Raw genomic sequence first — 23012 nt, 5'->3', positions numbered from 1 at the left:
TGCATAAAAAAAGGATAAACTAAAAAAGTTTATCCTTAATATTTATTAATGCTTATTAACATTTATTCTTCTTCGTTTGAAGCTTTAGTTTCTGGAGCAGGTGCTGCCACAGTTTTACTTCCACCTCTTCTACTTCTACGAGTTGTTTTCTTTTTAGGTTTGTCTGCATTGTAGATTTCATTATAGTCTACTAGCTCTATCATAGCCATATCAGCATTATCTCCTAAACGATTACCAAGTTTAATTATTCTCGTATAACCACCTGGTCTGTCTCCAACCTTTACTGCAACATCTCTAAACAATTCAGCAACTGCCTCTTTCTGTCTTAAGCGGCTAAATACAATACGTCTGTTATGTGTACTATCAACTTTAGACTTTGTCACCAAAGGCTCAATAAATTGCTTCAGTGCTTTAGCCTTTGCTGTTGTTGTATTAATACGCTTGTGCTCAATTAATGAACATGCCATATTAGCCAACATTGCCTTTCTATGAGCAGTTTTTCTACCTAAATGGTTTACTTTTTTTCCGTGTCTCATGACTTACTTTTTTACCTCATCTTGCTTCAACTCGTTCTTGAGGAGCAAAATATGAAGTGATTAATCTTTATCTAATTTGTATTTTGATAAGTCCATTCCAAAATTCAAACCTTTAACGTTTACAAGCTCTTCAAGCTCTGTTAAAGATTTTTTACCAAAGTTTCGGAATTTCATTAAATCATTTTTATTGAATGATACTAAATCTCCTAAAGTATCAACCTCTGCAGCTTTCAAACAATTTAAAGCACGAACAGAAAGGTCCATGTCAATTAATTTTGTTTTAAGCAACTGTCTCATATGAAGTGATTCTTCATCATACGTTTCAGTTTGTGCAATCTCATCAGCTTCAAGAGTGATTCTCTCATCAGAGAATAACATAAAGTGATGGATTAATGTTTTAGCAGCTTCAGTTAATGCGTCTTGTGGATTTATTGAACCATCTGTGATGATTTCAAAAACTAATTTTTCGTAATCTGTTTTTTGTTCTACACGATAGTTTTCAATGCTATATTTTACATTTTTAATTGGTGTGTAAATTGAATCTGTAAAGATGGTTCCAACTGGTGCAGAAGATTTTTTGTTTTCTTCAGCAGGAACATAACCTCTACCTTTTTCTATAGTAATTTCCATACTAATATTTACTTTAGGATCTAAATTACAGATTACTAATTCTGAATTTAAGACTTGGAATCCTGAAATAAATTTTTGAAAATCGCCAGCTTTTATTTGCTCTTGCCCAGAAATTGAAATTGAAACAGACTCGTTATCAACATCATCAATTTGTCTTTTAAAACGTATTTGTTTTAAGTTTAAAATAATCTCTGTAACATCTTCAACGACACCTGCAATTGCAGAGAATTCATGATCTACACCTTCAATTCTAACTGATGAAATCGCAAATCCTTCTAAAGAAGATAATAATACTCTTCTTAAAGCATTTCCTACTGTTAATCCGTAACCAGGTTCCAAAGGTCTAAATTCAAACTTACCTTCGAAATCGGTAGAATAAATCATGATTACTTTGTCTGGTTTTTGAAAATTAAATACTGCCATGTTTTTCTTCTTTTTAATTGTTATTTAGTTGCGCGGCTTATAAGTTTGAAGAAGTACAAATAAACCCTTTGGCTAAACACCAATATTTATAATTATTATTTAGAATATAATTCGACTATGAATTGTTCATTTATGTTTTCTGGAATTTGAATTCTTGCAGGAACCGATACATAAGTACCTTCTTTCTTTTCTGTATTCCAAGTAATCCATTCATAAATATGGCTTGAATTTGCTAAAGAATTTTCAATGGCCTCAAGTGATTTAGATTTTTCTCTAACAGCAACAACATCACCAGCTTTTAATTGGTAAGATGGAATATTTACAATATTCCCATTTACAGTAATGTGTCTGTGAGATACTAATTGTCTTCCTGCATTTCTTGATGGAGCGATACCCATTCTAAAGACCACATTGTCTAATCTAGATTCGCACAATTGTAATAGAACTTCACCTGTAATTCCAGGAGCCGAAGTTGCTTTTTTAAACATGTTTCTGAATTGACGCTCTAAAATACCATAAGTGTATTTTGCTTTTTGCTTTTCCATTAATTGGATAGCATATTCAGATTTTTTTCCACGACGTCTGTTGTTGCCGTGTTGACCTGGAGGATAATTTCTTTTATCGAAAGCTTTATCTTCTCCATATATAGCTTCACCAAATTTTCGAGCTATTTTTGTTTTAGGACCAGTATATCTTGCCATTTTTAAATTGAGTTTTGAGAGTGATTATGAATTAAGGTCTTAATCTTATCCTTCGATAATCGTTAATCTCTCGTTGATACTTGTTATTAATTAATATTATACTCTTCTACGTTTTGGAGGTCTACAACCATTATGTGGTAATGGAGTAACATCTACAATTTCTGTTACTTCTATTCCAGCATTATGAATCGAACGAATAGCAGATTCTCTACCATTTCCTGGACCTTTAACGTAAACTTTAACTTTCTTCAATCCAGCCTCAAGTGCTACAGAAGCAGCATCTTCAGCAGCTAATTGAGCAGCGTAAGGTGTATTCTTCTTAGAACCTCTAAAGCCCATTTTTCCAGCAGAAGACCATGAAACCACGTCTCCCTTTTTATTGGTTAGAGAAATAATGATGTTATTGAAAGAAGCAGCAATATGAGCTTCTCCAATAGCGTCTACAATTACTTTACGTTTTTTAGTACTTGACTTTGCCATATTACTAATTATTATTTAGTTGCTTTTTTCTTGTTAGCAACAGTTTTTCTTCTACCTTTTCTTGTTCTAGAGTTGTTTTTAGTACGTTGTCCTCTTAAAGGAAGTCCAGCTCTATGACGAATACCTCTGTAACATCCTATATCCATTAATCGCTTAATGTTTATTTGAGTTTCAGAACGTAATTCACCTTCTATAGTAAAGGCTCCTACTGCTTCACGAATACTTCCAATTTGATCATCTGTCCAATCTTGAACCTTGATACTTTCGTCAACTTTAGCTGTAGCTAAAATTTCTTGTGCTCTACTCTTACCTATTCCATAGATATAAGTTAAAGCAATTACTCCTCTTTTTTGTTTTGGTATGTCTACACCTGCTATTCTTGCCATAATTATCCTTGTCTTTGTTTGAATCTAGGATTCTTTTTATTAATTACGTAAAGTCTACCTTTTCTGCGGACGATTTTACAGTCTGCACTTCTTTTTTTAACTGATGCTCTTACTTTCATCGTATTAGTATCTATAAGTTATTCTTGCCTTAGTTAAATCGTAAGGACTCATTTCTAATTTCACTTTATCTCCTGGCAATAATTTAATGTAATGCATACGCATTTTCCCAGAGATGTGCGCGGTCACAATATGACCATTTTCTAATTCAACGCGAAACATGGCATTTGATAATGCTTCTATTATTGTTCCGTCTTGTTCTATTGCTGCTTGTTTTGCCATAGTATTTTATATTAAGCCGAAGCCTTTCTATTTTTACCAGTTTTCATCAAGCCGTCATAGTGTCTATTTAACAAATAAGAATTTACTTGTTGCATAGTATCTATTGCAACTCCAACCATAATTAATAGTGAAGTTCCTCCAAAAAATAATGCCCATCCAGATTGCACGTCCATTAGTTTAACAATAACAGCAGGGAACACAGCCACTAAAGCCAAAAAGATTGATCCAGGGAATGTAATTTGTGACATAATTTTATCTAGATATTCAGATGTTTCAGAACCAGGACGAATTCCAGGAATAAAACCTCCACTTCTTTTTAAATCATCAGCCATCTTATTGGTAGGTACTGTAATTGCTGTATAGAAATATGTGAAAACAATTATCAATAAAGCAAAAACTAAATTATACCAAAACCCAAAAATATCTGAAAATTGAGTTTGCATCCATTGTCCTGCATCACTTGAGGACAATGATTTTCCTATTAAGCTAGGCACAAACATAATGGCTTGTGCAAAAATGATTGGCATAACACCTGAAGCATTTAACTTAAGTGGAATATATTGTCTAGACCCAAAAACATTTTTTTCGTAACCACCAGAAGCAGTACGTCTTGCATATTGGACAGCAATTTTTCTTACAGCCATAACCAACATAACTGAAGCTAGTATAATGACAAACCAGATAACAATTTCAAAAAGAATTAACATTACATTGTTTCCTTCCAATCTTGACGCTGCGTTTTGTAAGAATGCTTGTGGCATAGTTGCTATAATACCAACCATAATTAATAATGAGATTCCATTACCAATTCCTTTATCAGTAATTTTTTCACCTAACCACATTGCAAAAATACAACCAGTAACAAGTATAATTACGGACGAGAAATAGAATAAACCTCCATGTCCCAATAAAAATGCACTTTGTGGTATTCCTAAAGCTGGTAAACTTGCTAAATAACCTGGTGCTTGTACTAAACAAATGGCAATTGTTAACCAACGTGTAATTTGATTAATTTTCTTTTGTCCGCTAGCACCTTCTTTTTGTAGTTTCTGTAAATAAGGAATGGCAATTCCCATTAACTGAACCACAATAGAGGCTGAAATGTATGGCATGATACCCAATGCAAATACCGATGCATTAGCAAATGCTCCACCTGTAAATGCATTTAGTAATCCAAGTATACCAGAATCGGTGCTGTCTGCCAAACCACCTAGTTGTTCAGCATCTATACCAGGTAAAACAATCTGTGCACCAAAACGATAAACCAAGAGTAAACCAAGAGTAAGAACTATTCTGTTTCTTAACTCTTCTATTTTCCAAACATTCTTTAAAGTCTCTATAAATTTCATACTAATTCTGGTCTTATAAAGATACTACTTCACCACCAGCAGCTTCAATTGCAGCTTTTGCAGAAGCAGTAAATTTATGTGCTGATACTTTTAACTTTGATTTTAATTCTCCTCTTCCTAATATCTTAACCAGATCATTCTTACCAGCCAATCTCAAAGAAATTATTGTATCTATGTCTAATACATCTTTTATTTTCTTGTCATCAACCAATTGTTGCAAAGTATCTAAATTAATTCCTTGGTACTCTTTACGGTTAATGTTTGTAAAGCCAAATTTAGGCACACGTCTTTGAAGTGGCATTTGCCCACCTTCAAATCCTATCTTTTTAGAATATCCTGAACGAGATTTTGCTCCCTTATGTCCACGCGTTGCGGTACCACCTTTACCAGAGCCTTGTCCGCGTCCTATTCTTTTGCCTTGACTTTTAACTGAACCTTCTGCAGGTTTTAAATTACTTAAATCCATTTTTCAGTATTATTATTTTGTTTCTTCAACAGAAACTAAATGTGAAACTTTATTAACCATTCCTAAAATATTAGGAGTAGCATCATGCTCTACTACTTGACCAATTCTTTTAAGACCAAGAGCTTCTAAAGTCCTTTTTTGTCTTTGCGTACGATTGATTGCGCTTTTAACCTTTGTTACTTTAATCTTTGCCATCTTCTTAAATAATTAACCGTTAAAAACCTTTTCAAGTGAAACACCTCTATCTCTTGCAATAGTTCTCGCATCTCTTAATTGAAGTAAAGCGTCAAATGTTGCTTTTACCACATTATGAGGGTTTGAAGAACCTTGAGATTTTGATAAAACATCATGTACACCAACTGCTTCAAGAACTGTTCTTACAGCTCCACCAGCAATAACTCCTGTACCAGGTGCAGCAGGAATAATATTTACTCTTGCTCCACCATATTTCCCTTTTTGCTCATGAGGTAATGTTTTTTTCACAATGGGAATACGAACTAAATTCTTTTTAGCATCTTCAACAGCCTTTGCAATTGCACTGGCAACGTCTTTAGACTTCCCTAAACCGTGACCAACTACACCTGCTTCATCACCAACTACTACAATTGCTGAAAACCCAAATGCTCTACCACCTTTAGTTACTTTGGTAACTCTTTGTACGCCAACTAAACGATCTTTAAGTTCTAATCCACCTGGCTTTACTAATTCTGCACTTTTGTATTTCTGATACATAATTTCTTAAAATTTAAGTCCTGCTTCTCTTGCTCCTTCAGCTAATGATTTTACTCTACCATGATATAGGTAACCTCCTCTATCAAAGGCAATAGTTTCTACACCAGCTTTTAAAGCTTTTTCGGCAACAGATTTACCTACTAAAGTAGCTATTTCTGTTTTTGTGCCTTTTGCCGAACTAATATCTTTATCTCTTGAAGATGCAGCACTGATAGTTTTACCAGTAACATCATCAACAATTTGAGCATAAATCTCTTTATTACTTCTAAAAACAGATAATCTTGGTCTTGATTCTGAACCAGAAACAACCTTACGTATTCTGTTTTTAATTCTTATTCTTCTTTGATATTTTGTTAATGCCATAACTTACTTATTAAGCTGATTTACCTGCTTTTCTTCTTATTTGCTCTCCAACAAACTTAATACCTTTGCCTTTGTAAGGTTCTGGTTTTCTAAAACCACGAATTTTAGCAGCTACTTGTCCAACTAATTGTTTGTCGTGAGATGTTAACTTAATGATTGGGTTTTTACCTTTTTCAGAAACAGTTTCTACTTTAACTTCTGGAGCTAAATCCATAACTATATTATGTGAAAACCCTAAAGCTAAATCTAATTTTTGTCCTTGATTGGACGCTCTGTAACCTACACCAACCAACTCAAGTTCTTTAGTCCATCCTTTAGATACACCTGCAATCATATTGTCCATAAGTGATCTGTAAAGACCGTGTTTTGCTTTTTGATCTTTAGTGTCCGAAGAGCGTGTTACTAAAACATTACCATCTTCAACTTTAATTTCAACAGAATCGAAGTTTTGAGTTAATTCACCTAATTTTCCTTTTACTGTAACTAAACCGTCGTTAATTTCTACTGTAACGCCTTCTGGAATTACTACTGGATTATTACCTATTCTTGACATTTCTCTTTCCTTTTAAAAAATTAGTAGACGTAACATAAAACTTCTCCACCTACATTTTCTCTTTGAGCTTGTTTAACAGTCATTACTCCATGAGAAGTTGAAACGATTGCTATACCAAGACCATTAAGAACTCTAGGTAATTCTTTTGAACTTGAATATTTACGTAAACCAGGTTTACTAATTCGCTCAATCTTTTTAATTACAGATTCTTTGGTTTCTTTATTGTACTTAAGTGCTATCTTGATAATGCCCTGTACTGAAGAATCTTCAAATTTGTAACTTAAAATATATCCTTGATCGAATAATATTTTTGTGATATCCTTTTTAAGATTAGACGCAGGAATCTCAACCACTCTGTGGTTTGCAAGTACTGCATTTCTAATTCTTGTTAGATAATCTGATATTGGATCTGTATTCATATATATTAATTTGCGGTTTTGGTTTTCGATTTTTAATACCGAACCTGAAACCAATTTATAATTTTACCAGCTTGCTTTTTTTACTCCAGGGATTAAACCTTTATTGGCCATTTCTCTGAATAATACACGCGAAATACCGAAATTTCTAATATAACCTTTTGGTCTTCCAGTTAATTTACATCTGTTGTGCATACGAACTGGAGAAGCATTTTTCGGTAACTTTTGTAATGCCTCATAGTCTCCAGCTTCTTTTAAAGCTTTACGTTTTTCAGCATATTTTGCTACTGTTTTTGCTCTTTTTACCTCACGGGCTTTCATTGATTCTTTAGCCATATCTTAATTCTTTTGAAAAGGTAATCCTAATTCTGTTAATAATGATTTTGCTTCTTTATCAGTATTTGCAGTTGTTACAAATGTGATATCCATTCCAGAGATTTTGTTTACTTTATCAATGTTTATCTCTGGGAAGATGATTTGTTCTGTAATTCCTAAATTGTAATTACCTCTTCCGTCAAAACCTGTTGCTCTAATTCCGTTAAAATCTCTTACACGTGGTAAGGCAGAAGTAATTAAACGATCTAAAAACTCATACATTCTCTGACCTCGTAGAGTTACTTTTGCGCCTATTGGCATTCCTTTACGTAATTTGAAGGATGCAACGTCTTTTTTAGAAATAGTAGCAATAGCTTTTTGCCCAGATATTGTAGTTAATTCTTCTACTGCGTAGTCAATTAACTTTTTATCTGCAACAGCTGCTCCAACTCCTTTAGATATAACTATCTTTTGAAGTTTAGGTACTTGCATTACATTCTTATAACCGAACTCTTCGGTAAGAGCAGCAACTACTCTGCTTTTAAATTCTTCTTTAAGTCTAGGTGAATATGCCATAACTATATTACTTCATTAGATTTTACTGAAAATCTTACTTTCTTATCGCCTTCCATTCTATATCCAACTCTTGTTGCGTCACCTTTAGAAGTTAACAACGACAGGTTTGAAATATGAATAGCTGCTTCTTTCTCTACGATACCTCCTTGTGGGTTTTGTGCACTTGGTTTAATATGTTTCTTAACCATATTTATACCCTCAATGATCGCTTTGTTCTTATCTTTTATTACTAGGAGTACTTTACCTTCAGAACCTTTATGGTCTCCAGCAATTACTTTTACCGTATCTCCAGATTTAATTTTAAGCTTTGTCATCTTTTTAATTTCATTAAAGCACTTCGGGTGCCAATGATACAATTTTCATGAATTGTTTGTCACGAAGTTCTCTAGCAACAGGACCAAATACACGTGTTCCTCTCATTTCACCTGTTGGGTTTAAAAGGACACAAGCATTATCGTCAAATCTTATATAAGATCCGTCTGGTCTTCTTACTTCTTTTACAGTACGAACTACAACTGCTGTAGATACAGAACCTTTTTTAATGGTTCCGTTTGGTGTTGCATCTTTTACAGTTACAACAATTTTATCTCCTACAGAAGCATATCTTCTTTTTGTACCACCTAGAACACGTATTGTTAATACCTCTTTTGCTCCAGTATTATCGGCTACTTTTAATCTTGATTCAGTCTGTACCATAATTATTTCGCTCTTTCGATTATTTCAACTAATCTCCAACACTTAGATTTACTTAAAGGTCTTGTTTCCATGATCCTTACAGTATCTCCTTCGTTACAGTCGTTTGTTTCGTCGTGTGCAACATATTTTTTTGTTTTTAACACGAACTTTCCATACATAGGGTGTTTTACCTTTTTAACTTCGGCAACAACAATAGACTTTTGCATTTTATTGCTAGTAACTATTCCTATACGTTCTTTTCTTAAATTTCTTGTTTCCATCTTTCAGCAGAATTATTGTAATTCTCTTTTAGTTAATTCAGTTGCAATTCTTGCTACAGTACGTCTTATACTTCGTAACTGAATTGGGTTTTCTAAAGGCGATATTGCATGAGCCATTTTTAAGTCTGTATAACTCTTTCTTGTCTCACCAAGTTTTTCCTGTAATTCGGCTGTAGATAATTCTTTAATTTCTGATTGTTTCATAATATCAAATAAATTATGCTTCGTAATCTCTAGCGATAACAAACTTTGTTTTAACAGGTAATTTTTGAGCAGCAAGACGTAATGCTTCTTTAGCAGTTTCTAATGTAACTCCTCCTACTTCAAAAAGTACTCTTCCTGGTTTTACAACAGCAACCCAATATTCAACAGCTCCTTTTCCTTTACCCATACGTACCTCAAGAGGTTTCTTTGTAATTGGCTTATCTGGAAATATTTTAATCCAAAGCTGTCCTTCTCTTTTCATATAACGTGTGGCTGCAATACGTGCTGCTTCAATTTGACGTGATGTTAAAAAATTTGAGTCTAGTGACTTTATCCCAAAAGTTCCGCTCGAAAGTTGATTGCCTCTTCCAGCATTGCCTTTCATGCGGCCCTTTTGCATTTTACGAAATTTTGTTCTTTTTGGCTGTAACATTTTTTCTTTACTTTAAAAAATTACTTTCTACGACGAGATTTGTTATCTCTGTTTCCTCCACGTCCACCTTTTCCTTGCTTTTTAGATAATCCTACAAGCGGAGAAAGTTCTCTTTTACCATATACTTCACCTTTCATGATCCATACTTTCACACCTAATCTACCATAAGTAGTATGTGCTTCAACCAAAGCATAGTCAATATCGGCTCTAAAAGTTGATAAAGGAATACGTCCTTCTTTATAATGCTCATTACGTGCCATTTCAGCACCGTTTAAACGTCCACTAATTTGAACTTTTATTCCTTCAGCGTTCATTCTCATTGTTGCAGCAATTGCCATTTTGATTGCGCGTCTGTAAGAAATACGATTTTCTATTTGACGGGCAATACTTGATGCTACTAAAAATGCGTCAAGTTCAGGTCTTTTTATTTCAAAGATGTTAATCTGAACTTCCTTTCCGGTAATTTTTTTAAGCTCTTCTTTTAACTTGTCTACCTCTTGACCGCCTTTACCAATAATGATACCTGGGCGAGCCGTTGTGATAGTAACGGTTACAAGTTTAAGTGTACGCTCAATAATTACCCTTGATACACTAGCTTTTGATAGACGTACATGAACGTACTTTCTAATCTTATCGTCTTCGGCAAGTTTATCACCATAATCATTTCCTCCGTACCAGTTAGACTCCCATCCTCTGATAATTCCTAAACGATTTCCGATTGGATTTGTCTTTTGTCCCATATCTCTATTTAAGCTTGTGTGTTATTATTAGCTCCAACCACCAACGTTACATGATTTGAGCGTTTTCTTATTCTGTGTGCGCGACCTTGAGGTGCTGGACGTAATCTTTTTAACATAGATCCTCCATCAACCCTAATCTCTTTTACAAATAATTCAGCTGATTCAACATCTGCATCTTCATTTTTTGACTGCCAGTTAGCGATAGCTGACAATAACAACTTTTCTAAACGTCCAGATGCTTCTTTATTGTTGAACTTTAGTATATTAAGTGCTTTCTCTACTTTTTCACCTCTAACTAAATCGGCTACTAAACGCATTTTTCTTGGTGATGTAGGACAGTTATTAAGTTTTGCAAAAGCAATATGCTTTTTTTCTTCCTTAATAGCGTCTGCCATTTGTTTTTTACGACTTCCCATAGCTTACTACTTTTTACCTTTATTTTTGGCACCAGCATGACCCCTGAAAGATCTTGTTGGTGAAAATTCTCCTAACTTATGGCCAACCATATTTTCCGTAACATAAACAGGAACAAATTGACGACCGTTATGCACTGCAATAGTTTGACCAACAAAATCTGGTGTAATCATTGAAGCTCTCGACCAAGTTTTAATAACTGTCTTTTTATTTGCTTCAACATTGGCAGCAACTTTTCTTTCTAATTTATAATGAACGTAAGGTCCTTTTTTTAATGATCTTGACATGACTTAATTATTTCTTTCTACGTTCTACAATATATTTATTACTCGCATTTGTTTTAGAACGGGTTCTATAACCTTTTGCAGGTATACCATTTCTAGAACGTGGATGTCCTCCTGAAGACTTACCTTCACCACCACCCATTGGATGATCTACTGGGTTCATTACTACTGGTCTTGTACGAGGTCTTCTACCTAACCATCTTGTTCTTCCTGCTTTACCAGAAACCAATAATTGATGGTCCGAATTTGAAACAACTCCTATAGTTGCCAAACAAGTTGAAAGAATCAATCTAGTTTCACCTGAAGGTAATTTTATTGTTGCAAATTTCCCGTCTCTCGCCATTAATTGTGCAAATGCACCAGCACTTCTAGCCATAATTGCTCCTTGTCCTGGTCTTAATTCAACACAAGAAATAATAGTTCCTAAAGGAATTTGACTTAAAGGCATTGCATTCCCAATTTCAGGAGCCACATTAGTATCTCCAGAAACAACTGTTTGACCTACTTGCAAACCGTTTTGAGCAATGATGTATCTTTTTTCGCCATCTTGATAATTCAACAAGGCAATAAAAGCGGTTCTGTTTGGATCATATTCTATCGACTTTACTTCAGCTGGAATCCCAGGTTTGTTGCGTTTAAAATCAATAATACGATACTTTTTCTTATGACCTCCACCTTTGTAGCGCATGGTCATTTTTCCTTGACTGTTTCTACCACCAGACCTTTTTTTCGGAGCTAATAAACTTTTCTCCGGCTTATCAGTAGTAATGGCGTCAAATCCGTTTACTACTCTAAATCGCTGTCCTGGTGTGATTGGTTTTAATTTTCTTACTGACATTTTTTCTAATTACATATTAGCATATAAATCAATCATTTCACCTTCCGCCAGTTGTACAATTGCTTTTTTAACGGCATTTGTTTTACCATGTTGAATACCAGTTTTTGTAAACTTAGTACTACGATCTGGACGGACATTTATAGTACGAACTTTTTCAACAGAAACACCATAAGCAGCTTCTACTGCTTTTTTGATTTCTACCTTGTTCGCCTTTGTATTCACAGCAAAAGTATAGCAGTTCCTTAACTCGCTATCTGCTGTCGCTTTTTCTGTGATTATAGGTTTAATTAAGATACTCATGTTTTCTTATTTACTTAAATTCGTTTCAATTTCTTCTAATGAACTCTCTAAAAGTATAACTTGATTAGCATTCATTATTTTATAAGTGCTTAATTCTGAATTAGTTATAACTTTAGAGCTTTTCAAATTGCGCGACGACAAATATACATTATTATTTGAGCCTCCCAACACAAACAAAGATTTTTTGTTCTCTAGGTCTAAAGCTTTTAAAACTGCTGTGAAATTTTTGGTTTTAGGAGCATCAAAATTGAAGTCTTCTAAAACTGTAATTGCCTTTTCATTAGCTTTAATAGATAAGGCAGATTTACGAGCTAAACGCTTTACATTTTTATTAAGCTTAAAGCCATAATTTCTTGGTCTTGGACCAAATATTCGGCCTCCACCTTTAAAAACACCAGATTTGATACTTCCTGCTCTTGCTGTACCAGTACCTTTTTGTTTTTTAATCTTGCGAGTACTACCTGTAATTTCAGCACGCTCTTTAGCCTTATGAGTACCTTGTCTTTGGTTTGCTAAATATTGTTTAACATCCAAATAAACTGCATGGTTATTAGGCTCTATAGCAAACACATCTTTAGAAAGCTCTGCTTTCCTACCTGTGTCTTTTCCATTTATATCTAAAACTGCTACTTTCATTACTTTCTAATAATTACATAAGAATTTTTGTGACCAGGAACGCATCCTTTAACCACAAGTAAGTTCTTTTCTGGAACTACTTTCAAAACTCTTAAATTTTGAACTTTTATTTTCTCGCCACCCATACGACCAGCCATGCGCATACCTTTAAATACACGTGATGGGTCTGAACCGGCTCCAATAGAACCAGGTGCTCTTAAACGATTATGCTGACCGTGAGTTGCTTGACCAACACCGGCAAAGCCGTGACGTTTTACTACACCTTGAAACCCTTTACCTTTTGATGTTCCTGAAACATCAACAAATTCACCTTCTACAAAATGCTCAACTGTTATAGCATCACCTAATTTGTACTCCTCCTCAAAACCTTTAAATTCCGCGATTCTTCGCTTAACAGAAGTACCTGCCTTTTTTGCATGACCTAGGTCTGCTTTTGTAGCACTTTTTTCTGTCGCGTCATCGAAACCTAATTGAATGGCTTCATAGCCATCTAATTCTTCGGTTCTGACTTGGGTAACGATACATGGTCCAGCTTCAATAACAGTACATGGAATATTCTTCCCTTTGTCATCAAAAATGCTGGTCATACCGATTTTTTTTCCTATTAACCCAGACATAATTATTATTTATTAATTGTTACTTATTTAAAAAACTTCAGGGTCAAAATACGTTTCAACCCTGAATTGTATTTTTTCCGTTTTTCCACAACCATCGTTGAGGACATGTTCGTGTCTTACTTACACCTTAATCTCAACTTCTACTCCACTCGGTAATTCAAGCTTCATTAAAGCATCAATTGTTTTAGATGAAGAACTATAAATATCAAGCAGCCTTTTATAAGAGCTTAATTGAAATTGTTCTCTAGATTTTTTATTTACGTGCGGTGAACGTAACACTGTGAAAATTTTCTTGTGAGTTGGTAAAGGAATTGGTCCAGTTACAACAGCACCAGTGCTTTTCACTGTTTTTACAATCTTATCAGCAGATTTGTCTACTAAATTGTGATCGTAAGATTTTAATTTTATTCTAATTTTTTGACTCATTTTCTTTTAGATTTAAGCTTCTACTCCTTTAGCTGCTTTAATAACTTCTTCTGCTATATTTGAAGGTGTTTCAGCATAGTGTGAAAATTCCATAGTTGATGTTGCTCGACCAGATGAAAGCGTACGTAACGAAGTTACATAGCCAAACATTTCTGATAACGGCACATGTGCCTTAACAACTTTAGATCCTGCTCTGTCGCTCATGTCATTAACTTGACCACGACGACGGTTAAGGTCTCCTACAATATCTCCCATGTTTTCTTCAGGAGTAAGCACTTCTAATTTCATAATTGGCTCCATGATCACAGCTTTTGCAGCTTTTGCAGCAGCTTTAAACCCCAATTTTGCCGCCAATTCAAATGATAATTGATCAGAATCTACATCGTGATAAGAACCATCCTTTAATGTTACTTTCATGGCATCAACTTCATAACCTGCCAATGGTCCATTAATCATCGCCATCTTAAATCCTTTTTCAATAGAAGGGATAAATTCTTTTGGAACATTACCACCTTTAATTTCTGAAATAAATTCAAGTCCAGTTTTTCCTTCTTCAGCAGGTTCGAGAGTAAATACAATATCTGCAAATTTACCACGTCCACCAGATTGCTTTTTGTAAACTTCTCTGTGATCTGCAGGTCTTGTAATAGCCTCTTTGTATTCAACTTGAGGTTGACCTTGATTGACTTCTACTTTAAATTCACGTCTTAAACGATCAACAATAATATCTAAATGAAGTTCACCCATTCCAGAAATAATAGTCTGTCCTGAAGCTTCGTCAGTTCTAACTGTAAATGTTGGATCTTCTTCAGCTAATTTTGCCAAAGCCATACCTAGTTTATCCACATCTGCTTTAGTTTTAGGTTCAACCGCGATACCAATTACTGGATCAGGGAAATTCATTGATTCTAAAACAATTGGATGTTTCTCATCAGACATGGTATCTCCAGTCTTAATATCTTTAAATCCAACAGCCGCTCCAATATCTCCTGCTTCAATAAAATCGATAGCATTTTGTTTATTAGAATGCATTTGATAAATTCTTGAAATACGTTCTTTTTTACCAGAACGGTTATTCAATATATAAGAACCCGCATCTAAACGACCTGAATATGCTCTAAAGAATGCTAAACGACCTACGAAAGGGTCTGTTGCAATTTTAAAAGCTAAAGCAGAGAAAGGTTCATTTACTGATGGTTTTCTTTTTTCTTCTTTTTCGGTTTCAGGATTAGTACCTACAATTGCATCTTTATCTACAGGTGAAGGTAAATAACGACATACAGCGTCTAATAAAAACTGAACCCCTTTATTCTTGAATGCTGAACCACAAATCATTGGAATGATAGACATATCCATAACAGCAGCTCTTAACGCAGCATGAACTTCATCTTCAGTAATAGAATCTTCATCTTCCATAAATTTTTCAAGAAGATTCTCATCGTAAGTAGCTACCTCTTCAATAAGGTTTGCTCTGTATTTACGTGCTTCTGCTTTTAATTCTTCCGGAATCTCAATAACATCAAAAGTTGCGCCTTGAGTTTCATCGTGCCAAACAATTGCTCTGTTTTTAACTAAATCTACGATTCCTTTAAAATCTATTTCATCTCCAATTGGCAATACAATAGGCACGGCATTAGAACCTAACATATCTTTTACCTGCTGACATACTGCTAAAAAGTTAGATCCTTGACGATCCATCTTGTTAACAAATCCCATACGGGGAACTTTATAATTGTCTGCCAATCTCCAGTTAGTTTCAGATTGTGGCTCAACACCATCAACTGCACTAAACAAAAACACCAAACCATCCAATACACGTAATGAACGGTTTACCTCTACAGTAAAATCAACGTGGCCTGGAGTATCAATTATATTAAAGTGATAATCTTTTGCATCTTCAGTTGGCATCGCATTTTCTTTTGGAAAAACCCAAGTACAGGTTGTAGCGGCCGATGTAATTGTAATACCCCTTTCTTGCTCTTGTTCCATCCAGTCCATAGTTGCAGCACCATCGTGTACTTCGCCTATCTTGTGAGAAACTCCTGTATAATAAAGAATACGCTCTGTTGTTGTTGTTTTACCAGCATCAATGTGAGCAGCAATACCTATATTTCTTGTATATCTTAAATCTCTTGCCATTACTAATTAAAATCTAAAGTGTGAGAATGCTTTGTTTGCTTCTGCCATTTTGTGAGTATCAACTCTCTTTTTAACAGCAGCTCCTTCTTCTTTAGCTGCGGCTAAAACTTCAGCAGCAAGCTTTTGAGCCATAGATTTTTCGTTTCTTTTTCTTGAATAACTAATAAGCCATTTCATTGCCGTAGAAACTTTACGGTCTGGACGAATTTGCATTGGAATTTGAAATGTTGCTCCTCCAACACGACGGCTACGTACTTCAACGTGAGGCATCACATTTGATAAAGCATCTTTCCAAATTTCTAAAGCTGTTTTTTCTTCGTCTGTTTTTTTTGCATCTACAATGTCAATAGCATCATAGAAAACTTTAAAAGCCACAGATTTTTTACCGTCCCACATCATCATATTAACAAAACGTGTTACTAACTGATCGTTAAAACGTGGATCTGGTAAAAGTGGTCTTTTCTTTGCTTGTCTTTTTCTCATCTCTAATCAATAAAAGTTTAATTACTTTTTAGGGCGTTTTGCACCGTACTTAGATCTACGTTGTGTTCTGCCTGCAACACCTGCTGTGTCTAAAGCTCCACGAACGATATGATATCTAACACCTGGCAAATCTTTTACCCTTCCACCTCTAACCAATACTATCGAGTGCTCTTGTAGATTGTGACCTTCACCTGGAATGTATGCATTTACCTCATTACCATTGGTTAACCTTACCCTTGCAACTTTACGCATTGCTGAATTAGGTTTCTTTGGTGTTGTAGTATAAACACGAGTACAAACTCCACGCCTTTGAGGACACGAGTCTAAAGCAGCCGATTTACTCTTCTTGGTTATTTTGGCTCTTCCTTTTCGTACTAATTGTGAAATTGTTGGCATATATTTACTATATATTTTTAATTACCTCTGTTAAGAGGGCTGCAAAGGTAGAAATTAAATTGTATTTTTCAAATAGTAGAAGATTAATTTTATTCTTTATTTGAAAAATAATTTTCTCTATATATTATTAGTGTTGTTTTTCCGTTAGATTTACGCATTATTAAAGTCTATTGAAGCGTGCAAAAAACAGGTAGTTTACTCCTTATTATATATATACTTTTTTTTCAGGATTTATCTTGCCAAAATTTGCAGTTGCTGATTGAAGGAAAGAGTGATGTCGAAACCAAATTAATTGACTCCCTAAATTATTCTAATTACCATCTTGATTATTCTAGTATAGAAACTGAAATTGATTCCTTAAGAAAAAGATTATTCAACATAGGTTTTATAGAAAACAAGTTGGAAAATGTCACCAAATTTAATGACAGCACATTTTTCGCTTTGATTTATTTAAAAAAGAAAATTGATACCATATATATATATTACAACGATACAGTTTTGAATAAAGATTTAATTAATTCGATTTCATACCAGATTCATAAAGATCATTTTATATTACCAATTGATAAAACTGAAGAATCTTTAAACTATCTAAATTCTAAAATTGCAGAAGATGGATTCCCTTTCGCAAAACTTAAGCTCATTGATATTAAAGCTAAAGATTCTTCCAGCCTTCAAGCCAAACTGATCATAGAGTCTGAAAGAACCAAAAGAAATATTGATCAAATTATTATCAAGGGATATGAAAAATTTCCAAAATCTTATTTAAAGCATTTCGTAAAAATAAAACCCTCTCAAGTTTTTGATTTAAACACTATAAAGAAGAAGACAAGTTTACTAAATGATTTGAAGTTTGCTAACGAAATTAAACCACCAGAAGTTTTGTTTACTGAAGACTCAACTTCTCTGTATTTATATATAGAGAAAAGAAAAAGTAATTCCTTTGATGGGTTTCTAGGTTTTGGAACCAACGAAGACAATGGTAAGCTTAAGTTTGATGGTTATTTAAATTTGTCTTTAATTAATAATTTAAATTATGGAGAGACTTTTAATCTTACCTACAAAAGCGATGCAAGTGAGCAAAAGTCGTTCAATGCAAATTTGAAAACACCATATTTGTTTGGATCGCCTTTAGGTGCTGAATTGGAATTACGAATTTTCAAGAAAGATTCCTCATTTACAACGGTTAATCAAAAAGCCCGTACTTTTTATCAAGTAAATCCAAAAAATACAATCTATTTAGGATTTACCTCTACGCAATCTAATGATTTATTATCTCAAAATACTGCTGGTTTAATTACTGATTATGATTCTAAATACTATTCAATAGGATATCAACATACAAGTTCATTATCAGATAATATTCTATTCCCATACACGTCGTCTTTTTACTTTGAAACTGGATTTGGACAAAGAAAGATTGAAGGAGTTTCAGAAAAACAAAACCTAACAAGTCTAGATGGGTTTAAAATTTTTAAACTGAATCATACAAACAGCATATATTTTAGAATAAATAGTGGCGCGCTCTTTTCTGACAACTATGTAGAAAATGAGTTATTACGGTTTGGAGGAATCAACTCTATTAGAGGGTTTGAAGAAAATAGTTTGGTTGCATCATTATATGGTTTAATAAATTCAGAATACAGAATTCAATTCGCGAGAAATTTATACATCCATTCAATTTTGGATTTTGCCTATTTTGAAAATGAAATTGCCTTACAAAAAGAAAAACTCTACTCATTTGGATTGGGTTTTGGGATTATCAACAAAGCTGGTCTTCTTAAATTCAACTATGCCAATGGCAAAATAGAAAATCAAAAATTTAAGTTCTCAAACTCCAAAATTCATATAAGCTTAATAGCTGATTTTTAGTGATATTAGCATCCAACGGTACAAATTTTCTAAAAAAATTGAAATTTTAACCTTTAATTATTGTTTTATTAAGAATTTATTAAGATTTTTGGCCTTGACTAATTCAAATTAATATAAAATGAAAACAAAGTTTAGTGGAATTCTAACGCTATTACTAGCGTTTGTTGTGCAACTAACATTTGCACAAGAAAAAACTATTTCAGGAACTGTGTCAGATAATTCTGGCTTACCCCTTCCTGGAGTAAATATCATTGTTAAGGGGACAACCAATGGAACTCAAACAGATTTTGATGGAAATTATGCTATAACAGCCAGCACTGGCGATGTTTTAGTTTTTAGTTACATCGGTCAAAAAACTCAAGAGGTTACTGTTGGAGCGTCAAATTCTATTAGTGTAACTATGGAAGAAGATGCTGCTTTACTTGATGAAGTTGTTGTTACAGCATTAGGTATTTCAAGAGAAAAGAAATCTCTTGGATATTCATCTCAAGAAGTTGGTGGTGAAGAAGTTTCTACTGTTAGACAAACAAATGTTGTAAACTCACTTTCTGGTAAGGTAAGTGGTGTTCAAATTAAAGGGAACAACAACTTTGGTGGTTCTGCAAACTTCTTAATTAGAGGTGCAAGTTCTTTAACCGGAAACAACCAACCATTATTTGTTGTAGATGGTGTACCAATTTCCAATAGAGTTAACAATAGTGCTAATCAAGCAGCTGGTAGTACTGGTTATGATTATGGTAACGCCGCATCGGATATTAATCCTGATGATGTAGAATCTATAAACATACTTAAAGGCGCTGCTGCATCGGCATTATATGGATCACAGGCCGCAAATGGTGTTGTAATTGTTACAACTAAAAAAGGTAAAAAAGGACAAGGCGCTAAAGTAACTGTTACATCTGGTATACAAATTGGTAATATTGACAAAGAAACTTTTGCTGAGTACCAAGATGAATATGGAGTTGGTTATGGTGCATATTATGGATCAACCGGTTATTTTGAAGATATCGATGTGAATGGTGATGGTATTGACGATTTGGCTGTGCCTCAATATGATGATGCTTCTTATGGAGCTGAATTTGATCCAAATTTATTGGTATATCAATGGGACGCTTTTGTACCTGCGCATCCAAATTATTTAACTGCTACACCTTATGTAGCTGCTAAAAATACGCCAGTAGAGTTCTTTGAAACTTCTTACGATTTAAATAACTCTATTGCTATTAGTGGTGGTTCAGAAACTGCAACCTATAGATTAGGTTTTACAAATTTAGAATCTACAGGTATCTTACCTAACTCTAAATTGAACAGAAACACAATTAATTTCAATGGAACATTACAGGTTTCAGATAAATTTAAAGTAGGTTCTAACGCTAATTTCATAGCTCAACGTGCCAAAGGTCGTAACTCCACTGGTTATAGTGATAACTTAATGTCACAAATGAGACAGTGGTGGAATACCAATGTAGACGTTCTAGATCAAAGAGCCATATTCTTCCAAACTGGTGAAAACTGGACTTGGAACGGACAAGGAAGTGTTGGTGGATCTCAAGCCGATGGATTATACTGGGATAACCCTTATTGGACACGTTATAAAAACTACAACTCTGATAGAAGAAATCGTTTTTTCGGAAATGTCTATATGACCTATTCTCTAACCAATTGGTTAGACGCTACAGTTAGAGCTTCAGTTGATACATATACAGAACTTAGAGAAGAAAGAAGAGCAGTAGGTTCTGTATCTAACGGTTTTGGTATATTGGAATTAACAAACTCTGAGCCTTCTGGATATACAAGATATGACATCCAATCTACAGACTATAATTACGATTTCATGTTGAATTTCAATACTAACATAACAGAAGATTTAACATTAAGTGGTGTTGCAGGTGTGAATATTCGTAGAGAAACGTATTCTTTATTTAAGAATTCTACTTCTGGTGGTTTAAAAGTTCCAGATTTATACTTTTTGGCCAATTCTGTAAATGCTAATCCATTTCCAGTAGAGAATTTACAAAAAAAGCAAGTTAATGGAGTATATGCTCAAGCATCTTTTGGATATAAAAACTTTTTATATTTAGATTTAACTGATAGATATGATATTTCTTCGGCATTACCTCCTGGTAAAAATGATTATAATTATTATGGAGCAAGTGCAAGTTTAATCTTTTCAAGTCTGATGGATTTAGATTGGTTAAATTTTGGTAAATTAAGAGGAGGCTATGCTGAAGTAGGTAATGACTTACCAGCTAATAATGTTTATGATACGTTTATCGTTAATGATGCATTTGGAGCGGCTTCATTGTTCTCATTTCCAAATACAAAAAACAATTCAGAGTTAAAACCAGAAAGAACTGCAGAAATTGAGGTTGGATTAGAAGCTCGTATGTTTAACAACAGAGTTGGTTTTGATGTGTCTTGGTATAAGAAAAATACAACAGACCAATTAATGGCGGTTACTACAACAGCTGCAACTGGTGCAATATTCAGATGGGTTAATGCTGGTGAAGTCCAAAATAAAGGTTGGGAAGTTGGTGTTAATTTGGTACCTGTTAGAACAGAAGACTTCGAATGGGGTGTTGATGTAAACTGGGCTAAAAACGAAAGTTTAGTGGTTGATTTATATGCAGATACTGAAAATATAGTATTAGGTTCTTATCAAGGTGGTATTACCATTAATGCTACTAAAGGTGAGCCTTATGGAACTATTAGAGGTACTGGTTATGTTTTCTTTGATACCAATGGTAATGGTGTTACTGATCCTTCAGAAAGAAGAAAAGATAATAGAGTAGTTAGACCAGATGGCCGTTGGTATCAGGCACAAGCCGATCAAGTAATTGGTAATGCAAACCCAGATTGGAATGGTGGTATTACAAATAGATTTACTTACAAGAACATGACATTAAGTTTCTTAATTGATGTTCAAAAAGGTGGAGATGTTTATTCTTTAGATATGCACTATGGTCAAGGAACTGGTGTATTAAAGCATACAGCTGGTCTTAATGATTTAGGAAATCCTGTTAGAGACCCTGTAACTGCAGGTGCAGATAGTGGTGGTCTTATCCGTGAAGGTGTACAAGCTGACGGAACACCTAATACTGTAAGAGGTAGAGCAGATTATTTTGGTGGTTATTACTACTGGGGTAATTCAACTGGAAACCCAGCTGCAATGACAGTTTATGATGCAGGTTATGTAAAACTTCGTGAATTAGCATTTACGTATAGTTTCCCAAGTAAGTTACTAGGTGATAATATTTCTGCATTATCCTTATCATTAATAGGTCGAAATTTATGGATCATTGATAAGAGTGTTCCTTATGCTGATCCAGAATCTGGATTAGGTGCTGGAAATGCTCAAGGATATATTTCAGGATCTTATCCTACTGCTAGAACCGTTGGTTTAAATCTAAATTTAGAATTTTAATAAATATTGAATATGAAAAAAATAATTTTAACAATCGTCAGTGCTTTCACCGTTCTCGTATCGTGCGAGGTTGATGAAAGCTTGAACATCGATACAAAAAGCCCGTCATCAGTACCTTCTGCTGGTTTGTTTACAGAAGGTATGAGACAATTCTTTGATCAGCAAAACTCTGCGAGTGTAAACTTCAATCCATTAAGAATGTATGCGCAATACTGGGCACAAACAACATACCCAGAAGAGAGCCAGTACACTCAAGTTACCAGAAATCATGGTAGAAACATTTGGAGAGAAATGTACAAAGATGTATTACAGGATTTAAAAGGATCTAAAGAGATCGTTATAGCTAATGCTGAAGCTAATGCAGATAATAAAGTTGCCTGTATCACTATTTTAGAAGTTGCAGCCTATGCACACTTGGTTGAAATTTTTGGTGATGTGCCTTATACAGATGCATTAAACCCAAATAATCCAAGTCCAAAATATGACGATGCTGAAACCATATATCTAGACCTGTTTACTAAATTAGACGCTGCTATAGCTTCTATAAACACTAGCGCTCCTGGATTTGTTGCTACTCAAGATCCT

The 23012-nt window shown here is 34.2% G+C and carries 35 protein-coding genes; 3 read left to right on the top strand and 32 right to left on the bottom strand.

Annotation, left to right across the window (positions count from 1 at the left end; all coding sequences use genetic code 11):
* Positions 1-62 precede the first annotated feature (62 nt).
* From rplQ to rpsL, 32 genes are all read right to left on the bottom strand, one after another.
* Positions 63-536 carry a 50S ribosomal protein L17 gene (rplQ, locus tag AAFP94_RS07180; protein WP_316661859.1) on the bottom strand — a complete coding sequence of 158 codons (474 nt, stop codon included), beginning with the start codon at positions 534-536 and terminating at the stop codon, positions 63-65.
* A 60-nt stretch (positions 537-596) separates the two neighbouring features.
* Positions 597-1589, bottom strand: coding sequence for a DNA-directed RNA polymerase subunit alpha (locus AAFP94_RS07175; protein WP_316661858.1), 993 nt, complete (start codon positions 1587-1589; stop codon positions 597-599).
* Positions 1590-1684: 95 nt separating this feature from the next.
* Positions 1685-2290, bottom strand: coding sequence for a 30S ribosomal protein S4 (gene rpsD / locus AAFP94_RS07170; protein WP_316661857.1), 606 nt, complete (start codon positions 2288-2290; stop codon positions 1685-1687).
* Between the two features lie 96 nt (positions 2291-2386).
* On the bottom strand, positions 2387-2770 hold the full coding sequence (rpsK, locus tag AAFP94_RS07165; RefSeq protein WP_316661855.1) for a 30S ribosomal protein S11: 384 nt from the start codon (positions 2768-2770) through the stop codon (positions 2387-2389).
* An 11-nt stretch (positions 2771-2781) separates the two neighbouring features.
* Entirely contained in the window at positions 2782-3156 is a 375-nt protein-coding gene (gene rpsM / locus AAFP94_RS07160) for a 30S ribosomal protein S13 (protein WP_316661854.1), read from the bottom strand.
* Positions 3157-3158: 2 nt separating this feature from the next.
* Positions 3159-3275 carry a type B 50S ribosomal protein L36 gene (ykgO, locus tag AAFP94_RS07155; protein WP_013305171.1) on the bottom strand — a complete coding sequence of 39 codons (117 nt, stop codon included), beginning with the start codon at positions 3273-3275 and terminating at the stop codon, positions 3159-3161.
* 4 nt (positions 3276-3279) lie between these two features.
* A complete protein-coding gene (infA, locus tag AAFP94_RS07150; RefSeq protein ID WP_007094967.1) occupies positions 3280-3495 on the bottom strand; it encodes a translation initiation factor IF-1 in 216 nt (71 codons plus the stop codon).
* Between the two features lie 11 nt (positions 3496-3506).
* Positions 3507-4844 (bottom strand): preprotein translocase subunit SecY, encoded by a 1338-nt coding sequence (secY, locus tag AAFP94_RS07145; RefSeq protein WP_316661852.1) that lies wholly within the window; start codon positions 4842-4844, stop codon positions 3507-3509.
* Between the two features lie 13 nt (positions 4845-4857).
* Positions 4858-5310: a 50S ribosomal protein L15 gene (gene rplO, locus AAFP94_RS07140; protein WP_316661851.1), complete on the bottom strand. Its 453-nt coding sequence runs from the start codon at positions 5308-5310 to the stop codon at positions 4858-4860.
* Between the two features lie 12 nt (positions 5311-5322).
* The gene (gene rpmD / locus AAFP94_RS07135; protein ID WP_316661850.1) at positions 5323-5505 is read right to left on the bottom strand and encodes a 50S ribosomal protein L30; all 183 of its coding nucleotides are present in this window, start codon (positions 5503-5505) and stop codon (positions 5323-5325) included.
* A gap of 12 nt (positions 5506-5517) precedes the next feature.
* Positions 5518-6042, bottom strand: coding sequence for a 30S ribosomal protein S5 (rpsE, locus tag AAFP94_RS07130; protein WP_316661849.1), 525 nt, complete (start codon positions 6040-6042; stop codon positions 5518-5520).
* Between the two features lie 6 nt (positions 6043-6048).
* Positions 6049-6405 carry a 50S ribosomal protein L18 gene (gene rplR / locus AAFP94_RS07125; RefSeq protein ID WP_316661848.1) on the bottom strand — a complete coding sequence of 119 codons (357 nt, stop codon included), beginning with the start codon at positions 6403-6405 and terminating at the stop codon, positions 6049-6051.
* A 10-nt stretch (positions 6406-6415) separates the two neighbouring features.
* Positions 6416-6958, bottom strand: coding sequence for a 50S ribosomal protein L6 (gene rplF / locus AAFP94_RS07120; protein WP_316661847.1), 543 nt, complete (start codon positions 6956-6958; stop codon positions 6416-6418).
* 20 nt (positions 6959-6978) lie between these two features.
* Positions 6979-7377, bottom strand: a complete 399-nt coding sequence (gene rpsH, locus AAFP94_RS07115) for a 30S ribosomal protein S8 (RefSeq protein WP_316661846.1) — start codon at positions 7375-7377, stop codon at positions 6979-6981.
* A gap of 63 nt (positions 7378-7440) precedes the next feature.
* The gene (rpsN, locus tag AAFP94_RS07110) at positions 7441-7710 is read right to left on the bottom strand and encodes a 30S ribosomal protein S14 (protein ID WP_316661844.1); all 270 of its coding nucleotides are present in this window, start codon (positions 7708-7710) and stop codon (positions 7441-7443) included.
* Positions 7711-7713: 3 nt separating this feature from the next.
* Complete coding sequence (gene rplE, locus AAFP94_RS07105) at positions 7714-8265, bottom strand: 50S ribosomal protein L5 (RefSeq protein WP_316661843.1); 552 nt, start codon at positions 8263-8265, stop codon at positions 7714-7716.
* 2 nt (positions 8266-8267) lie between these two features.
* Entirely contained in the window at positions 8268-8579 is a 312-nt protein-coding gene (rplX, locus tag AAFP94_RS07100; protein WP_316661842.1) for a 50S ribosomal protein L24, read from the bottom strand.
* Between the two features lie 13 nt (positions 8580-8592).
* On the bottom strand, positions 8593-8961 hold the full coding sequence (gene rplN, locus AAFP94_RS07095; RefSeq protein WP_316661841.1) for a 50S ribosomal protein L14: 369 nt from the start codon (positions 8959-8961) through the stop codon (positions 8593-8595).
* Between the two features lie 2 nt (positions 8962-8963).
* A complete protein-coding gene (gene rpsQ / locus AAFP94_RS07090; RefSeq protein WP_316661840.1) occupies positions 8964-9221 on the bottom strand; it encodes a 30S ribosomal protein S17 in 258 nt (85 codons plus the stop codon).
* Between the two features lie 12 nt (positions 9222-9233).
* Entirely contained in the window at positions 9234-9425 is a 192-nt protein-coding gene (rpmC, locus tag AAFP94_RS07085) for a 50S ribosomal protein L29 (protein WP_316661839.1), read from the bottom strand.
* Positions 9426-9438: 13 nt separating this feature from the next.
* Entirely contained in the window at positions 9439-9858 is a 420-nt protein-coding gene (gene rplP, locus AAFP94_RS07080; protein WP_316661838.1) for a 50S ribosomal protein L16, read from the bottom strand.
* A 20-nt stretch (positions 9859-9878) separates the two neighbouring features.
* Positions 9879-10598, bottom strand: coding sequence for a 30S ribosomal protein S3 (gene rpsC / locus AAFP94_RS07075; protein WP_316661837.1), 720 nt, complete (start codon positions 10596-10598; stop codon positions 9879-9881).
* 8 nt (positions 10599-10606) lie between these two features.
* Positions 10607-11014 carry a 50S ribosomal protein L22 gene (gene rplV, locus AAFP94_RS07070; protein WP_316661836.1) on the bottom strand — a complete coding sequence of 136 codons (408 nt, stop codon included), beginning with the start codon at positions 11012-11014 and terminating at the stop codon, positions 10607-10609.
* A 6-nt stretch (positions 11015-11020) separates the two neighbouring features.
* Positions 11021-11299, bottom strand: coding sequence for a 30S ribosomal protein S19 (gene rpsS / locus AAFP94_RS07065; RefSeq protein WP_104735690.1), 279 nt, complete (start codon positions 11297-11299; stop codon positions 11021-11023).
* Positions 11300-11306: 7 nt separating this feature from the next.
* Complete coding sequence (gene rplB / locus AAFP94_RS07060; RefSeq protein WP_316661835.1) at positions 11307-12134, bottom strand: 50S ribosomal protein L2; 828 nt, start codon at positions 12132-12134, stop codon at positions 11307-11309.
* 9 nt (positions 12135-12143) lie between these two features.
* Positions 12144-12434, bottom strand: coding sequence for a 50S ribosomal protein L23 (gene rplW, locus AAFP94_RS07055; protein ID WP_316661834.1), 291 nt, complete (start codon positions 12432-12434; stop codon positions 12144-12146).
* A 6-nt stretch (positions 12435-12440) separates the two neighbouring features.
* Complete coding sequence (gene rplD / locus AAFP94_RS07050; RefSeq protein ID WP_316661833.1) at positions 12441-13070, bottom strand: 50S ribosomal protein L4; 630 nt, start codon at positions 13068-13070, stop codon at positions 12441-12443.
* Positions 13070-13687 carry a 50S ribosomal protein L3 gene (gene rplC / locus AAFP94_RS07045; protein WP_316661832.1) on the bottom strand — a complete coding sequence of 206 codons (618 nt, stop codon included), beginning with the start codon at positions 13685-13687 and terminating at the stop codon, positions 13070-13072. The genes rplD and rplC overlap by 1 nt, the downstream gene beginning before the upstream one ends.
* Before the next feature lie 120 nt (positions 13688-13807).
* Entirely contained in the window at positions 13808-14113 is a 306-nt protein-coding gene (gene rpsJ / locus AAFP94_RS07040; protein ID WP_007650482.1) for a 30S ribosomal protein S10, read from the bottom strand.
* Positions 14114-14125: 12 nt separating this feature from the next.
* On the bottom strand, positions 14126-16252 hold the full coding sequence (fusA, locus tag AAFP94_RS07035; RefSeq protein ID WP_316661831.1) for an elongation factor G: 2127 nt from the start codon (positions 16250-16252) through the stop codon (positions 14126-14128).
* Positions 16253-16258: 6 nt separating this feature from the next.
* Positions 16259-16735 (bottom strand): 30S ribosomal protein S7, encoded by a 477-nt coding sequence (rpsG, locus tag AAFP94_RS07030; RefSeq protein WP_316661830.1) that lies wholly within the window; start codon positions 16733-16735, stop codon positions 16259-16261.
* 21 nt (positions 16736-16756) lie between these two features.
* Entirely contained in the window at positions 16757-17131 is a 375-nt protein-coding gene (gene rpsL, locus AAFP94_RS07025) for a 30S ribosomal protein S12 (RefSeq protein WP_057783973.1), read from the bottom strand.
* A 246-nt stretch (positions 17132-17377) separates the two neighbouring features.
* Here rpsL and AAFP94_RS07020 point away from each other — a divergent pair, with 246 nt between their 5' ends.
* From AAFP94_RS07020 to AAFP94_RS07010, 3 genes are all read left to right on the top strand, one after another.
* Positions 17378-19003 (top strand): POTRA domain-containing protein, encoded by a 1626-nt coding sequence (locus AAFP94_RS07020; protein ID WP_316661829.1) that lies wholly within the window; start codon positions 17378-17380, stop codon positions 19001-19003.
* Between the two features lie 118 nt (positions 19004-19121).
* Positions 19122-22427 (top strand): SusC/RagA family TonB-linked outer membrane protein, encoded by a 3306-nt coding sequence (locus AAFP94_RS07015; protein WP_316661828.1) that lies wholly within the window; start codon positions 19122-19124, stop codon positions 22425-22427.
* 12 nt (positions 22428-22439) lie between these two features.
* On the top strand, positions 22440-23012 hold a 573-nt coding region (locus tag AAFP94_RS07010), incomplete at its 3' end, for a SusD/RagB family nutrient-binding outer membrane lipoprotein (RefSeq protein ID WP_316661826.1).

Origin of the sequence: Gilvirhabdus luticola, from assembly GCF_040117515.1 — a bacterium.
GTDB lineage: Bacteria > Bacteroidota > Bacteroidia > Flavobacteriales > Flavobacteriaceae > Gilvirhabdus > Gilvirhabdus luticola.
The sequence above is the reverse complement of the archived record's forward strand: the minus strand, read 5'-3'. Positions and strand labels throughout refer to the sequence as shown.